The sequence below is a fragment of the Cocleimonas flava genome (assembly GCF_004339015.1).
GTDB classification, from domain to species: Bacteria; Pseudomonadota; Gammaproteobacteria; order Thiotrichales; family Thiotrichaceae; genus Cocleimonas; species Cocleimonas flava.
Genome location: NZ_SMFQ01000003.1, coordinates 218,995 through 235,734, shown reverse-complemented (window position 1 = coordinate 235,734; position 16,740 = coordinate 218,995). Strand labels below are relative to the sequence as shown.

At 39.5% G+C, this 16,740-nt stretch carries 12 protein-coding genes; 10 read left to right on the top strand and 2 right to left on the bottom strand.

The window, feature by feature from the left end; all coding sequences use genetic code 11:
- The first annotated feature begins 120 nt into the window (after nt 1-120).
- Nucleotides 121-1,053: a histone deacetylase family protein gene (locus EV695_RS07165; RefSeq protein ID WP_131905273.1), complete on the top strand. Its 933-nt coding sequence runs from the start codon at nt 121-123 to the stop codon at nt 1,051-1,053.
- Between the two features lie 184 nt (nt 1,054-1,237).
- Here EV695_RS07165 and EV695_RS07160 read toward each other — a convergent pair whose 3' ends face one another.
- Nucleotides 1,238-1,444 carry a DUF3565 domain-containing protein gene (locus EV695_RS07160; protein WP_131905272.1) on the bottom strand — a complete coding sequence of 69 codons (207 nt, stop codon included), beginning with the start codon at nt 1,442-1,444 and terminating at the stop codon, nt 1,238-1,240.
- 134 nt (nt 1,445-1,578) lie between these two features.
- On the opposite strand from EV695_RS07160, the gene EV695_RS07155 reads away from it, so the two are divergent.
- From EV695_RS07155 to aroA, 9 genes are all read left to right on the top strand, one after another.
- Nucleotides 1,579-3,678, top strand: a complete 2,100-nt coding sequence (locus EV695_RS07155) for a molybdopterin-dependent oxidoreductase (protein ID WP_131905271.1) — start codon at nt 1,579-1,581, stop codon at nt 3,676-3,678.
- Between the two features lie 210 nt (nt 3,679-3,888).
- Nucleotides 3,889-6,561, top strand: a complete 2,673-nt coding sequence (gene gyrA / locus EV695_RS07150; protein ID WP_131905270.1) for a DNA gyrase subunit A — start codon at nt 3,889-3,891, stop codon at nt 6,559-6,561.
- 127 nt (nt 6,562-6,688) lie between these two features.
- A complete protein-coding gene (locus EV695_RS07145; RefSeq protein ID WP_131905269.1) occupies nt 6,689-7,804 on the top strand; it encodes a mechanosensitive ion channel family protein in 1,116 nt (371 codons plus the stop codon).
- Between the two features lie 47 nt (nt 7,805-7,851).
- Nucleotides 7,852-8,934, top strand: a complete 1,083-nt coding sequence (gene serC, locus EV695_RS07140; RefSeq protein ID WP_131905268.1) for a 3-phosphoserine/phosphohydroxythreonine transaminase — start codon at nt 7,852-7,854, stop codon at nt 8,932-8,934.
- 110 nt (nt 8,935-9,044) lie between these two features.
- Entirely contained in the window at nt 9,045-9,449 is a 405-nt protein-coding gene (locus EV695_RS07135) for a hypothetical protein (RefSeq protein WP_131905267.1), read from the top strand.
- Between the two features lie 50 nt (nt 9,450-9,499).
- A complete protein-coding gene (pheA, locus tag EV695_RS07130) occupies nt 9,500-10,651 on the top strand; it encodes a prephenate dehydratase (RefSeq protein ID WP_131905266.1) in 1,152 nt (383 codons plus the stop codon).
- Nucleotides 10,652-10,678: 27 nt separating this feature from the next.
- The gene (hisC, locus tag EV695_RS07125) at nt 10,679-11,815 is read left to right on the top strand and encodes a histidinol-phosphate transaminase (protein WP_131905265.1); all 1,137 of its coding nucleotides are present in this window, start codon (nt 10,679-10,681) and stop codon (nt 11,813-11,815) included.
- Between the two features lie 107 nt (nt 11,816-11,922).
- A complete protein-coding gene (locus EV695_RS20140; RefSeq protein ID WP_165874647.1) occupies nt 11,923-12,786 on the top strand; it encodes a prephenate dehydrogenase in 864 nt (287 codons plus the stop codon).
- Between the two features lie 69 nt (nt 12,787-12,855).
- Nucleotides 12,856-14,175 (top strand): 3-phosphoshikimate 1-carboxyvinyltransferase, encoded by a 1,320-nt coding sequence (aroA, locus tag EV695_RS20135; protein WP_165874646.1) that lies wholly within the window; start codon nt 12,856-12,858, stop codon nt 14,173-14,175.
- Between the two features lie 168 nt (nt 14,176-14,343).
- On the opposite strand, the gene EV695_RS07115 is transcribed toward aroA, so the two are convergent.
- Nucleotides 14,344-16,683: an ATP-binding protein gene (locus EV695_RS07115; RefSeq protein ID WP_131905264.1), complete on the bottom strand. Its 2,340-nt coding sequence runs from the start codon at nt 16,681-16,683 to the stop codon at nt 14,344-14,346.
- Nucleotides 16,684-16,740 lie beyond the last annotated feature (57 nt).

Below are 16,740 nucleotides of genomic sequence, written 5' to 3'. Positions count from 1 at the left end.
TAAATATCTCTAAAGTAAGTTGGTAAATAAACGGAATAGAAGCTAGTCTCTCTAGTAAATAATAACAAAAACAAAAAGAATGAAAAACTGCAGCTTAAAATAGCGAAGGAGAAATATTTTATGCCCACAGCTTATATTACTCATCCAGATTGTTTGCGACATGAAATGGTTGAGTTTCATCCAGAGTGCCCTCAGCGTCTTACGGCAATTGAAGATCAGTTGTCTGCGAAAGGACTCATGGATTTTTTAAGGTATCATGAAGCGCCTAATGCCACTATTTTACAAATCGAACGAGCGCATGAAAACAAGTATGTAGAGGAAATCTATAATCATTCGCCGCTTGAAGGTTTACGTCATGTAGACCCGGATACCTGCATGAATCCGTTTACTCTGGAAGCTGCACAACGTTCTGCCGGTGCAGGTATATTAGCGACAGATTTAGCTGTATCCGGTGAGGCTAAAAGAGTGTTCTGCAATGTTCGTCCACCTGGTCACCATGCTGAGAAAGGTGCTGCAATGGGTTTTTGTTTCTTTAATAATATTGCTATCGCCGCGTTACATGCCATAGAACATCACAAATTAGAAAGAGTCGCTATCGTAGATTTTGATGTGCATCATGGCAATGGCACAGAAGACATTCTCTCTCACAACCCGCACGTACTTTTCTGTTCAACTTACCAACATCCTTTCTATCCTGGCTATGCTGGAAAATCTATGGAAGAGCTAATGGTGAATGTTCCATTGCCAGCGGGTACCAAAGGTTCTGATTATAGAGCGGCGGTTGAAGAAAAATGGTTGCCAGCATTAAGAAAGTTTAAGCCTGAAATAATTTATATCTCAGCAGGTTTCGATGCACATATTGATGATGAAATGGGCGGTTTTAGTTTAATGGATAGTGACTATATCTGGGTTACCGATCAAATCTGTAAAATTGCTGATGAGTTTGCAAATGGCAGAGTAATTTCGATGCTTGAAGGTGGTTATGATCTTACCTCTCTAGGCCGTTGCGCGACAGAACACGTTCGAGTACTTATGGGTCTTCATTATACTTAAATACTGAAATTAGCTTTAGACACTGGCAATATTAATATGTGTAAACTGCCGAAACTATAATTTAGATACTTGATAAGCGCCCCTTGAATATATTAAAAAAAACGCCTCAAAGTAGGGGGGTGGCTTAAGCAAAAACTTAAGATATCTAAAAGTAACTAAAAATCATTTAAATCAGCCTTTTTACTTACCAATCATCTTTTGGTTCACCTAAATCACATTTCAAACAGTTTAATTCATGATCTAGCTTACTGTTTCTCCCGGATTTGCTTATCACCCAGGGTCGATTAATAAACGGTGGCTGATGTCGAACATGTTGGCCATGATGGCATTCTAGTTCAGCTACCCAATCGTTCTCTTCATCCAGATGGAAGCCTTTAATTTTACGTTTCATGTTTGTATCTTTAAAATAATTAAAACTAGATTGATTCAGAGTGGCATGCTTTTTAAAAAAATAATTGTGCCTGTTTAATCGCATTAAATCCAATTAGACTCTTATTTATCGTCATAACGAATGAAGAGCGAATTATGTCAGCAAACCTAAATGAAGAAACACAAAACCACGAGCATCAACAAGATTACAAGGCGCCAAGTGTTTGCCCTTTAGATTGTCCTGATGCCTGTAGTCTTAATGTAGAAGTTAAAGATGGCAAAATACATAAAATTAAAGGCTCTAATGCTAACCCAATGACAAAGGGTGTCATTTGCGGCAAGGTATCGAAGTACTATCCTGATTTTGTTCATGGCAAACACCGTTTAACCACACCGTTAAAAAGAATTGACGCTAAAGGTGGAGATAACGGCAGTACTCAATTCGAACCGATTTCCTGGGATGAAGCATTAGACTTATGCTATGAAGGCATGCAAAAAGGAATTCTAGAATACGGTCCTGAATCAGTAATGCCATTAAACTATGCCGGGCCTCATGGACAATTGTCTGGTGGTTCAATGGATATGCGTTTCTTTTATAAGCTAGGTGCAACGCAACTCGATAGATCGCCATTATGTGCTGGAGTTCGCGGTCTTTCGTACCGTTCATTGTTTGGTAACCACGTGGCGATGTCTCAAGAGCAAGCAGTGTATTCTGACTTGATTGTTTTATGGGGCACAAATACCAGCACTACCTATTTGCACTTGATGAAAATCATCAAAAAAGCCAAAGACAATGGCGCAAAAGTAATCGTAATTAATCCAGAAAGAATCAAAGTTGCCCGAAGCGCAGATCTGTTTTTACAAGTAACGCCCGGAACTGATGCTTATTTTGCGCTCGCGATGGCATCACAGTTCGATAAACTGGGTATGATCGATAAAACTAAACTAATCGATAAAGTCTCTGGTGTTGATGAATACCTGGAAAATGCATCGTCGTATTCTATCGATAAATTGGCAGAGATTTGTGGCATCAATCAATCACAAGCTGATACGTTTATTGAGCTATTCAGGAATGCCAAGCGCATTTCAATGCAAACCGGTGTTGGGCTTGAGCGTTCCAAAAATGGTGGATCTGCGATTCGTTCTGCGATGTCTTTAGCTGTATTGCTAGGTCAATTTGGTCAAAAGGGACAAGGACAAATTGGCTATCACTCTCCTGCATATCCTAAGACAACGGATAAGTTACAGCGTCCAGACCTTCTTGAAAAACCAACGCGCACCTTTAATATCGTTGATACAGCAGATCACATTTTGGGTAACGATATTCCATCAAGCAGCAAAAAAAGCCCTATAAGTGGGGGGGTGCCAATCAAGTCTGTGTTTATTTACAACCATAACCCGGTACTGGTGCATCCTGATCAAAACAAAATGATTGAAGCACTAAGTAAAGAAGATGTCTTTGTGATTGGTTGTGAAATCAATATGACCGATAGCATGCAATACGCCGATGTTATCTTACCTGCGTGCAGTAGCTTTGAGCATGATGATGTTTATCTGGGATACGGTCATAATTACGCACAGCGCGCAGAAGCCGCAATTCAACCCGTAGGTAATGCATTGCCTAACACAGAGATATTTAGACGTCTGAGCAAACGCTTCGGGTTTACCGATGCATTATTCAGCGACACGGACGCTGAACTGCAAGAACAAGCGCTGGATTTATCATCAGAAAGATTTGAGACAAATAAAGTTTCAGAGATTTCTACACATTCTGCCTTAAGCACCATCGATAAAAATCATGTCTGGTTATCCGATATGGCCGATGATGAGAAAATCACACTCTACAATGAAGATTTAGAAAACGAGTTCGGCTATGGTTTGCCACGTTACGAATCAATAATAAAAGACAGACCGTTTACCTTGGTCACTGCAGCAGCATTTAATCGTTCCAATTCTACATTTGGTGGGAATAATACCGAATCGGAAAAAGTGTCTATCAATGTTAACGATGCATCAACCTTAAATATCAAAACCGGTGATAAAGTCAAACTTCATAATAATAAAGGTGAAGTGGTTCTGATTGCCGATGTAAATGACACTGTAGCGGCGGGTGTTTTATATACACCAAAGGGCGCGTGGTGCGAGAGTAGTCCAACAGGACAAACCGTCAATGCTTTAATTGATAGCCACAGCAAAACCGATATTGGAAATGGCGCTGCATTCTATGATACCTACGTTGATCTGAGCGTAATATAATTCAGCTGCGCTAGGTGCAAAAACGCCTCAAAAGTAGGGGGGTGTATATATTATAAAAATAAACCACTTAGACGCGTTTAAAAGCGCGTATTTAGGTACTATTTCTGTGCCATTCTGATATACTCGCCAGCAGTTTTTTAAGAAGCATATTTCTTCTTAAAATAAGCAAACAAAACCGTACAAAATACTCATAAAAGAACCCCAAATAATATGGCTGAATTCGCGAAAGAAATTATCCCGATTAATCTTGAAGATGAGATGCGTAAATCCTATCTGGAATACGCGATGAGCGTAATCGTAGGACGTGCATTACCCGATGTTCGAGACGGTTTAAAACCTGTTCATCGTCGTGTGTTATTTGCGATGGGCGAGCTCCGCAACGACTTCAACAAGCCTTATAAAAAATCAGCGCGTATCGTCGGTGATGTTATCGGTAAATATCACCCGCATGGTGATACTGCTGTATACGACACCATGGTTCGAATGGCTCAGCCATTTTCAATGCGTTATATGCTCATTGATGGACAAGGTAACTTTGGTTCTGTCGATGGTGATTCTCCTGCTGCGATGCGTTATACGGAAGTCCGTATGTCGAAGATCGCACATGAGTTAATGGCTGATCTTGAAAAAGAAACCGTTGATTTCCAAGGCAACTATGACGAATCTGAATTCGAGCCAGTAGTTTTCCCAACTCGCTTACCCAATCTACTATTAAACGGCTCTTCTGGTATCGCTGTAGGTATGGCGACCAATATTCCGCCGCACAATATCACTGAAGTAATCAATGCCTGTGTAGCGTTGATTGATGACTCAACGCTTAGTATTGACGATTTAATGCAGTATTTGCCAGGTCCTGATTTTCCAACGGCTGGTGTCATTAACGGTGCTCATGGCATCAAACAGGCGTATCACACTGGTAAAGGTAGTGTAAAAATTCGCGCCGTAGCGGATTTCGAAACCGATAAGAAAGGCCGTGAAAAGATTGTTGTTACACAGCTTCCTTATCAGGTTAACAAAGCACGTCTTATTGAGAAAATTGCAGAACTCGTAAAAGAGAAGAAGATAGAAGGAATTTCAGAACTACGCGACGAGTCTGATAAAGACGGTATGCGTATGGTTATCGAGCTTAAGCGCGGTGAAGTCGCTGAAGTTATCTTGAATAACCTCTATAAACAAACACAGATGCAGAATAGTTTCGGCATCAATATGGTGGCGTTGATTGATGGCGCGCCAAAGCTTTTCAACTTAAAAGAAATCATCGAAGCGTTTATTCGCCATCGCCGTGAAGTGGTTACCCGTCGCACTATTTTCTTGCTACGTAAAGCACGCGAACGCGCCCACATCTTAGAAGGTCTTGCTGTTGCCTTAGGTAATATTGATGAAGTCATCGCTTTGATCAGAGCATCGGCGAATCCTGCTGAAGCACGTGAAGCTTTACTGAGTCGCTCGTGGAAAGCTGACATCGTTCTTGAGATGCTAGAACGTGGTGATTCTACAGTAGCACGTCCTGAAAACCTCGATCCGCGTTACGGTCTGAAAGATGATGGTTACTGGTTAACCGATGTTCAAGTAAAAGCAATTTTAGATCTACAACTACATCGTTTAACAGGTCTTGAAAAAGACAAGATACTGGGCGAATACAAAGAGTTACTCGCTACGATAGTTGACTTGCTTGATATCTTGGCGAGTCCAGAACGCTTAATGCGCGTTATTCGTGAAGAACTTATTGAAATGCTCGAAAAGTACGGCGACGAACGTCTTACTAAAATCAATGCAGTTGGTGAAGATCTGGGTGATATTGATCTGATTCCAGAAGAAGATGTTGTTGTAACGCTGTCTCATGAAGGCTATGCAAAAGCACAACCAATTGATACTTATCGTGCACAACGTCGTGGTGGACGCGGTAAATCAGCCACCAAAATGAAAGATGAAGATTTCATTGAGAAACTCTTCGTCGCAAGTACTCATGACACTGTTTTATGTTTCTCCTCTAAAGGTAAAGTGTACTGGTTAATGGTGTATCAATTACCCATGGCGAGTAGAACTTCTCGTGGTCGACCCATTGTTAATTTATTACCACTTGATGAAGATGAAAGCATCCAGGCTATTTTACCGATACGTGAATATGAAGATGACAAGTACATCTTTATGGCCACTGAAAACGGCACAGTCAAGAAAACAGATTTGAAAGCATTCTCTAATCAACGTGCTTCAGGCATTATCGCCATCGATTTACGTGATGGTAATAAGCTGGTTGATGTTGCACTCACAGAAAAAGATGATGAAGCGATGCTATTTACCTCACAAGGTAAAGCCATTCGCTTTAAAGAATCTGATGTACGCGGCATGGGTAGAACTGCTGCTGGTGTACGTGGTATCAAGATGCCTGAAGGTCACAAAGTTAATGCATTAATCGTTCTTCGTGAAGGTCGTTTATTAATGGCAACTGAAAACGGTTACGGTAAGCGTACTGAAGTAGAAGAGTTCTCTGCTCAAAATCGTGGCGGTAGTGGTGTTATTGCTATCCAGACATCTGAACGAAACGGTGCTGCAATCGGTGCTGTTCAGGTTACTGATGATAATGAAATCATGCTAATCACCAACGGTGGTATTTTGGTTCGTACCTCGGTTGCTGATGTATCAGTCGTTGGTAGAAATACACAGGGTGTACGTTTAATCAAACTGGGCGAAAACGAAAAACTAACGCAATTAGAGCGCATTGAATCTATGGATGATGAGTCCGAAGATGATATTGATGAAGATATGGATCCAACACTAACTGATGGAGCTACCGAAGCTTCTGTTGAAAGTGACGATATCGATTCTTCTGACGACGCTGATGCGAGTGACAGCAGTGATAATACTGATGAGTCTCCAGAGTAATCTGCTTAGCTCTCTTTAGTCCTGTTTTCGTTCTATTTACGTTATTAACAACGTAAAAAATATCATTCAAAGTAGGGGGGTGGCTTCAATTTAATTTTATTTAATTGAAGACACCCCTAATTCATTTATGGATAGTGCTGTCGATAAAATTATCGAATATATAAATCAGGTAGATAGTTTCGGTTACTTGCTTATCGGTGCTAATTTATTTTTGCTTATATTTGCAAAAGTTATCCTTAAAGCTGTTTATCATCAGCCAGAAAAAGTCAGTAATTTCTCCCGCAAAGTGATGATCTTTCGGGCGTTGAATCTATTAATTATACTGGCTTACGGTTATTTCCGGTTCTTTCAAGACAAGCAAAATAAAACCTTACTGATTCATGTTATCGCTGTTCTGGCGGTTATCTATTTTGCTTATTTATCGATGCACATTACACATGGTTTTTTAGTTCGATACTACGGTAAAGAGCGTGAGGTTAATGACGTAAAACGCTTTGTATCTACCTATCAAACCCGACTATTAAGCATCTTTAGTAATCTGTTTATTGCTGTGATTGCGTTAATAAGCATCATCAGATTACTGGGCTTCGACTCAGTATTAGAGGCGGGCGGTGTTATCGGAATAATAGGTGTTTTCCTCGCGTTAACATCCAGTATCTGGGCACCTGATATCTTTCATGGTTTGATTATACTGAACAGCGATATGTTAACCGAAGGTGACGTTATTCAGTTCAATGACGGGGAATTGGTTTACGGGCTCGTGTATAAAACCAAGGTGTTCCATACTGTTATTTTAAATATCCCAAACAATCATAGAATTATGATTCGTAATTCCAAATTAAGGGATTTTACGGTACATAATTTATCCAAATTTGCTTCAGCTCGAGGGCTTCGCGAAAGCCTGTCTTTCAAAATTTCTTACGATACTTCTATAGATGCTGTAGAAGATCTATTTTTGACCGTATACGATGCTGCGAAAATTGATAATGGTATTTATTTAGAACCACAATATGATTTAGAATTCGGTGTTAAAGAGACTGGTGATCATGCCGTTGAATGGGTCTTTTATTACTTCACTAAAGAAGTGGATAAACTACTGTTGACCCGTCAACGTTTATTGCAATTGATGTTGAAGACATCGATTGAAAAAAACATCTCTTTATCAACGCCAGTTACTATCAACAATCTAACCCCTGCAATTGATATACGCGAATTAGATTTAGTAGAAAACAAAGATCAGTAATAATTTAGTGTAAATATGATGTCACAGCTTCTAACAAGGATTACAACATGACTCGCAAGTATAATTTTAGCGCCGGCCCAGCAATGCTTCCACAGCCAGTCTTGGAACAGGCACAAGCAGAATTACTGGATTGGAATGGTACCGGCCAGTCAGTGATGGAGATGAGTCATCGCGGTAAAGAATTTATGAGCATCGCTGAAACAGCTGAAGCTGATCTTCGTGAAGTCATGAACATTCCCGATAATTACAAGGTGCTATTTTTACAAGGTGGTGCAACCTCTCAATTTGCGGCAATACCGTTAAATTTGCTGCGCGGAAAAGAGGGTGCAGATTATGTGAATACCGGCATCTGGTCTACCAAAGCGATTACTGAAGCAAGCCGATATTGCCTGGTTAACGTGGTTTCTAACTCAGAAAGTAGTCATTTTACCTCGATACAAAACTATGAAGAATGGAACATAAATCCAGATGCGGCATATCTCCACTATACTCCGAATGAAACTATTGCAGGTGTTGAGTTTCCCTGGGTGCCAGACACAGGTGAAATTCCTTTGGTAGCGGATATGTCTTCCAACATTCTATCTAGACCAGTAGATGTGTCTGAATTTGGCCTTATCTATGCAGGTGCTCAGAAAAATATAGGTCCTGCAGGTTTGACCATTGTTATTGTCAGAGAGGATCTCATTGGCGATGCAATGGATATTACCCCAACAATGCTGAATTATGATGTTCATGCAAAAAATGGCTCGATGTACAACACGCCGTCAACGTATGCCTGGTATTTGGCTGGATTGATCTTTAAATGGCTAAAGCAACAAGGTGGTCTTGAGCAAATGGAAATTTTAAATCGAAGAAAAGCTGCCATGCTTTACGATTGTATAGATAACTCTGATTTTTATTCAAACCCGGTTGATAAAGAATATCGATCTTTAATGAATGTTCCATTTACCCTTGCCAATTCTGAGCTGAACGAAAAATTTTTAACAGAAGCTGCAACTAGAGATCTGGTTTACTTAAAAGGGCATAAGTCCGTTGGTGGCATGCGCGCCAGTATTTATAATGCTATGCCAGAACAAGGTGTTATTGAATTAGTAGACATGATGAAATCATTCGAAACAAAGTACGGTTAAGTTTCTAATCATCATTATGATATATATCAAAACAAGCAAACTACACCATTAGTTATGTGAGTGGGCGTTTATAATAATAAAATTTGTTGAATTGGGTGCTTGTAAAAAAGATGAATGATTCTGATGTGATGTTCAATATTGTTTTTGGCTGGGGGACGGTTGTTTTAGTAATATTATTGATTGCTGTTCTGATCGTGTATATCAAAAGTGTACTGGTTTTTAAAAACGCTAAAATAATCAACGGCAAAGTAATTGATGTGATGGATATTGGTGAGTTAGATTTGCCAACTATTGAATACCAGTTGGATGGAGAAACATTGCATTTTCGATCAAAAACAGCCATAAAGACATTTGCTGCCGGAGACGATATAGAGATCGAAATCGGAACTGCCAAGCAGCCTAGAATTTACGAAAAAAATAACCCTATTAAATTACCAATGGTAATTTATGTGATCTTTGCTTTAATCATTTATTTTGGTATTAAAGCAGTTGGTTTTTTGCAGTCTCTTTTATAGATATGGTGAGACGTAATATATTATAACTTTAGATTTTAATTGGATTTTGAATGGATAATAACAACGGTAAGAAATCATCTGAAAAGTTGATAGATAATGCAGATACGACAAACTCAGATGTAAATAAAAAGTTATTAGAAATTCGTGATTCAATTGACGCAATCGACGATCAATTTTTACAATTACTCTCACAGCGTGCAGAATGCGCTGAAAAAGTGGCGCAAATAAAACGTGAAACCGGTGAAGTCGATCTGTGGTTTTATCGACCAGAAAGAGAAGCCCAAATATTAAACCGCGTTACTGAAAATAATCCTGGCCCGCTAAAAAACGAACGAATCACTGCGATTTATCGTGAAATAATTTCATCTTGTTTGGCCTTGGAACAAAGCATTAAAGTCGCTTTTCTTGGTCCTAACGGCACCTTTTCACAAGAAGCATCAAAAAAACATTTTGGTCATGCGGTAGAAACTGTCCCAATGGGATCAATCGGTCAGGTATTTAAAGAAGTCGAAAATGGCACTGTCGATTATGGTGTTGTGCCGATAGAAAACTCTACTGAAGGTGTTATTTCATATACCTTAGATGTTTTCATGCATTCGCCACTAAAGATTAGTGGTGAAATCACCTTGCGAATTCATCAGAACTTAATGACAGTGAATAAAGATTGGCGCACTATCAAACGTGTGTATTCACATCCACAATCTCTGGCTCAATGTCGTCAATGGCTCAATGATAATTTGCCTAATGTAGAGCAAATTCCGGTTTCAAGTAATACTGAAGCGGCTAGAAGAGCTAAAGAAGACCCAGAATCTGGCGCTATCGCAGGCGCTTTAGCAGCTAAAATATATGAACTAGATATTGCCTATAGCAATATAGAAGACAGCAAAGATAACACTACGCGCTTTTTAGTGATTGGTAAACAAGATGTGCCTCAGTCTGGTAAAGATAAAACGACGCTGATGATTTCTGCAAAGAATCGCTCTGGTGCGCTTTATCATCTATTAGCGCCTTTAGCTGCACATGGTTTAGATATGACGCGTATTGAGTCAAGACCATCAAGAAATGCAAACTGGGAATATTACTTCTTCATGGATATCGATGGGCACTCAAGTGAACCGAATGTTGCCAAAGCGCTTGAAGAACTTTCCGAAGAGTCCGAACTCATGAGAGTGCTAGGGTCTTACCCTAAAGCTGTCCTTTAATACATTTAACCAATAGTTCTAAGCATTATGACAATTAATTATAAATCACTGGCGATTAATGGCGTTCAAAACTTACAGCCTTATATGCCAGGTAAGCCAATCGATGAATTAGAAAGAGAGCTAGGTGTTAGTAATACGCTAAAGCTTGCTTCCAATGAAAATCCTATGGGCCCTAGTCCTTTGGTCTTAGAAGCATTAGACAAAGCGAAAGCATCAATTCAATTATATCCAGATGGTAATGGGTTTATCTTAAAGCAGAAATTATCAAACATGCTCAAGGTTAACCAGAACCAGATTACATTGGGTAATGGTTCAAATGACGTTTTAGATATGATCGCTAGAACTTTTTTATGCGAAGGACGCGAAGCTATTTATTCACGTTATGCTTTTGCGGTTTACCCGATTAGTATCCAGTCAGTTAATGCCACGGGTGTCGTTGCCGAAGCCTTACCTGTCGATCATGAGACTAATCCTTACGGTCATGATTTGACTGCGATGAAGGACTTAATTAATGATAAAACGCGTGTTATTTTTATCGCTAATCCAAATAATCCTACAGGTACCTGGTTAAAGTCAGATGAATTGCATGAATTTATCTCTGCTGTGCCTAAGGATATTATAGTAGTTGTGGATGAAGCTTATTTTGAATATGTTCAAGAAGGTGAATACCCAGATACGCTACAGTGGCTTGAAGAGTTTCCTAATCTGATCGTAACGCGTACGTTTTCTAAAATTTATGCCTTAGCAGGTCTTCGTGTTGGGTATGCAGTTTGTAGTGCAGAAATTGCGGATTTGCTAAACCGAGTAAGACATCCTTTCAATGTAAATGCTATGGCAATTGAAGCGGCTACCGCTGCCTTAAATGATCAGGATCATCTTGAGAATTGTGTTGATATTAATACCAAGGGAATCAAGTTTTGGCGAGCTGCTTGTCAATATCGTGGTTTAGATTATATTCCAACCGTTGGCAATTTTATTACCATAGACATGGAGCAGAACGCTGTCCCACTTTACGAAGCTATGCTTAAAGAAGCAGTTATCGTTCGACCTATACCTAATTATGGCTTACCTAACCATTTACGTATCACTATTTCTACTGCTGAAGAAAATCAACGTTGTCTTGATGCTTTAGATGTTGCATTAGAGCAATATCCGATCGACTAATCGTCTTTCATAGCTAGTTAATATCTCTAATTAATTTCTTATCATTATTCAATAACATACACACTCTAAACTGATAAAAGAAGAACACTGCATGAAGATTTTTTACAATGATTAAAAAACTAACCATATTTGGTGTTGGTCTTATTGGTGGATCACTTGCTTTATCGTTAAAAAAAGCAAGTTACTGCGAACAAATTGTTGGTTGCAGTCGCAGTGAAGCGCATTTACAAAGAGCTGTTGAATTAGGTGTTATAGACGATTACACACTAGACCCAGTTGCAGCAGTGGAAGGGGCAGATATTGTATTGCTTGCTGTTCCTATTCGCGCAATACCACCTATTCTAAAAACAATAGTTCCTCATCTAGGTGCGAATACGATTGTGACAGACGCAGGTAGTGCTAAAGGGAGTGTATTAGCAGCAGCTAAAGAAGCTTATGATGGTGTACTTCCACCCAATTTTGTCGCTGGGCACCCAATTGCCGGACGCGAGAAAAGTAGTGTCGAAGCTGCAATTGACGATTTATACGTAGATCATAAAGTCATACTGACACCAACCAGTGAAACCAGTAGTGAAGCTGTTTTGAAAATTAAAGAGATGTGGCAAATTACTGGCGCAACAGTCGAAACGTTGGCAGTCAAACAACACGATGATGTTTTAGCAGCTACCAGTCACTTGCCTCACGTGTTAGCGTATTCTTTCGTTAATACCTTATCTAAATCAGAATATGGTGATGCCGTCTTTGATTACACCGCTGGCGGTTTTGCGAGTTTTTCAAGAACGGCGTCCAGTGACCCCGTTATGTGGCGTGATATTTGTCTGGATAACAAAACAGCTATCCTTTCAGTATTGGATAATTTTCAGAAAGATCTAACAGAGCTCAGAAATACCATACAAAATGAAGATGCTGATGAGATAGAACAACTCTTTGCCAAGGCTAAAGCCACGCGCGACAGCATCATTAAATCATAATTTAAGAAAATATATTTTTATGTGTATTACCTCGCATAAAGTTAACACTAACAAGGATTACCCGTACCAATGTCCAATTCAGTAACATTCAAAACGAGCCCAAATGGGAAATTAACTGGAACACTTAGAGTCCCTGGTGATAAATCGATGTCTCATCGTTCTATTATGCTGGGTTCTTTGGCAGATGGTACAACCCATGTGACTGGTTTTTTAACGGGTGAAGATTGTATAGCGACGATGAATGCGTTTAGAAAAATGGGGGTTGCAATCGAAGGTCCATCTGGAGCCAATGGCAATGAAGTCACTATTCATGGCATCGGCATGCATGGTCTACAAAAACCAGAATCTGATTTAGATATGGGAAATAGTGGAACTGCCATGCGCCTGATGACAGGTTTACTCGCAGGGCAATCCTTTGATTCTACACTGATAGGTGATGAATCACTTTCTTCGCGCCCAATGAATAGAATTACTAAACCGCTTGCTAGCATGGGAGCAGTTATCGAAACGCAAGAAGGTGGAACTGCTCCACTGAATATCAAAGGTGGTCATAAATTAACAGGTATTCATTACGATATGCCAGTTGCTAGTGCGCAGGTTAAATCTGCAGTATTACTCGCAGGTTTGTATGCTGAAGGCGAATCTAGTGTTACCGAGCCAGGCATCACACGTGATCATTCAGAACGCATGTTAAGAGGCTTTGGTTATGACGTCACTACTAACGGCAATAGCATGCGTTTAGTCGGTGGTGGATCATTAACAGCTTGTGATATTGATGTGCCAGCAGATATCTCGTCAGCAGCATTTTTTATGGTTGGAGCAAGTATCGCAGAAGGCTCTGATATCACCCTGCAACACGTTGGAATCAATCCAACACGTACAGGTGTGATCGATATTCTTAAGTTGATGGGTGCTGATATTACGCTCTCAAATCAACAAGAAGTGGGTGGAGAGCCTGTAGCAGATATTAGAATTCGTTCTGCAAAGTTAAAAGGCATTCATTTCCCAGAAGAACTGGTTCCATTAGCGATAGATGAATTCCCGGTACTGTTTGTGGCTGCTGCTTGTGCTGAAGGTGAAACACGTTTAACCGGCGCAGAAGAGCTGCGTGTTAAGGAAAGTGATAGAATCCAGGTAATGGTAGATGGTTTGGTGAATTGCGGCATTGATGCTGTAGCTACACCAGATGGGATTATTATTCAAAGTGGTCAGCTCACTTCAGGGACAGTAGAAAGTCATGGAGATCACAGAATTGCAATGGCATTTTCAATTGCAGGTTTGCGAGCAAACGGTGAAATCACAATTAATAATTGTGCCAACGTTAATACTTCATTCCCTGACTTTATCGGATTAGCAAGTGGTGTAGGTTTAAATATTAGCGCTAAATGATAGTTTCGATTACGTCTATACGTCATTTCAAATTAGGATGATGACGAATATATCGCTTACTATGACTAATTATGAATTATAAAAAACCCCCTATAAGTAGGGGGGGGACTTTTATAAATATCTAGAGCCGATTAAGTTTTATTTTTAAGCAAGTAGCTTTGAGATTCGTTAGATGGATTTCCAGACAACGGCGATTTCATTGATTTGCACATCCGTTTTTCTTGGTTTAATGCTGTAATCTTCGATATCTACTTCGTCGATAGAATATTCTTCAGCTAAATCATCAATCTTATCTTCCAGTTCTTCTTCAAGATCCCTCAAATCTTCTTCCACTTTAGCGACTTTTTCTTTGGCACGCCCAACATCACCTCTTTCTTTAAGAACACGTGATCCAGCTCTACCAATAGAAGCTTTAGATTTTCCGAATAGGGCGCCTAAAACAGTAATACCTACGTTTAAAAAGGAACTCGTTGTATCAGACTCTTCTTTTTCCAGGCTTAATGAGTAACGATCTAATCGATCCGTTAATACCTTTTCTTTTTTAGCATATCGCTCTTGCAAGACTTCAATCGCTTTTTCTTTTTCATCATTTAAAATATCAGCAACACGTACTTTAAAATCTCCTAATGATTCATAAGGCTTAGATAAAAGCTTAGGTGAATCACATTGATAGAGTTCTAGAACATGCTCGTAATACAACCAGTCAGATAATGATTTTGTCGCTTTACGAAGTTGTTTGTCTTTAGCCACAAAATCAGGGACAACTGCATAATGTGCATCTTCTGGTGCTTTACTTGGTAGTTTAGCAAAGCAATTTTCGACGCCTTCTTCACTCATGGCATGATCCCAATCTGCGGAAGAATCACTTTCTGATAATTCTAAAGTGAGACAGTAATTTTCTTCTTCATCAATTCCTTTGGATTGATTAAAAAAGTTAAGCGTACAATCTGCCATCAAGCTAGGTATGTATTGCTTCGATCCTGTTAGGTCTGGCATATAATATTGAGGAATACTGCTATCTAGCGTTGTGTAACTATCAAATCCTTCAGGGATAATTGGAGCGCTAATGCTTTCTACTTTTTGTTCTTGTTTCTTCTCTGAAAGTGCTTTTTGATCATGCATCAAAGTAGAAATTTCATCACGCTTTAATGGACCTTTAAGATAACTTAACACCCATCGTGTACTGAACAATCGAATATCATCAAGATGCGCGCTTTTTAGGAAGAAAGTACGTTTCTTTAAATTTGCTAATAAGGCGCGTATTTCATCTTTGTTGAAACTGGAACCCACTTTTCCGCCCAGACCATCAATCACTCGATCGATATCCTGCGTGGTTTGTAAGCGACCGATAAACCATGTTCCCATATTCGACAGACCTTTATAATCAAGGTCGACAGGGTTTTGCGTACTCAATACAACACCGACACCATAGGCTCTGGCTTGTTTGAGCAATATCAGCATAGGTTCTTTACTGGGAGGATTCTTCGTTGGTGGGAAGAAGCCATAAATCTCATCCATGTAGAGTAATGTTTTTAAGGCAGATGTACCGCTTTGACGTCTCATCCAGGCGACGAATTTATTTAATAACAAGGTTACAAAGAACATACGTTCTTCATCACTTAAATGAGAAATGGAGAATATGGCTACTTTGGCTTTACCACCTTCATCATAAAGTAATTTTTGTATATCCAGTGTTTCACCTTCTAACCAGCTTTTAAACGTTGGTGATGCAATGACTGAATTAAATTTTGTGGCAAATTTGAAACGTTCGGACTGAGGATAAAAAGCATCTAAAGGCAATACACCAATCTTTTTAAACGGTGGGCTGATGATTCGACCGACTAAATCTTCCAGGCTCAGATCATTCCCATCCATCCATGAATTAGAGATTAACTGTGCCAGTAAGATGTATTCTTTTGATTCAACCGGGTCTGCTTCAATTCCGATTAATGATAATAAGCTACTAACCGTTGAGTTTATGTAAGATGAAAAAGCATCGGTATCATCTAGTACTTCAGAAGGTGGAGTTTCTAGTGAGCTAAGAACATTAATACTAATCCCCGAGCTACTGCCTGGTGTGTATATGGTTTTTTTAACAGCAGAAAATTTAGCGACTCTTTGGCTATTTTGATGATGACTTTCAATCCCTTCTTTCCACATGGTGGAAATCTTTTTGGCATATTCGTTGACGTCTTGTTCTTTATTTTTAGCTTCATCAGCTACCCAGGGTGCAAAAGAACTCGGCGAAAACTCAGGATCTGTTAAACAAAGATTACCCATATCACCTTTGGGATCGATGACAATAGACGGGATATTATCAATCGCGGCTTCTTCAATAATACCAACGCCTAAACCGGTTTTACCACTGCCTGTCATACCAATAATAGTGGCATGAGTAGTGAAGTTTTTATTCTTTAAAAGTGTAAGGGCTTCGGTAGCTTCCTGAGTGGTTTTATCAATATCTTGACCTAGATAAAAAAGACCCAGTTTTTCGTATGTTTCTACCATTCTATGTGTTCCTTACATTTGTTTATGATTAGGTTTATGAGTACAACAATACCCCAT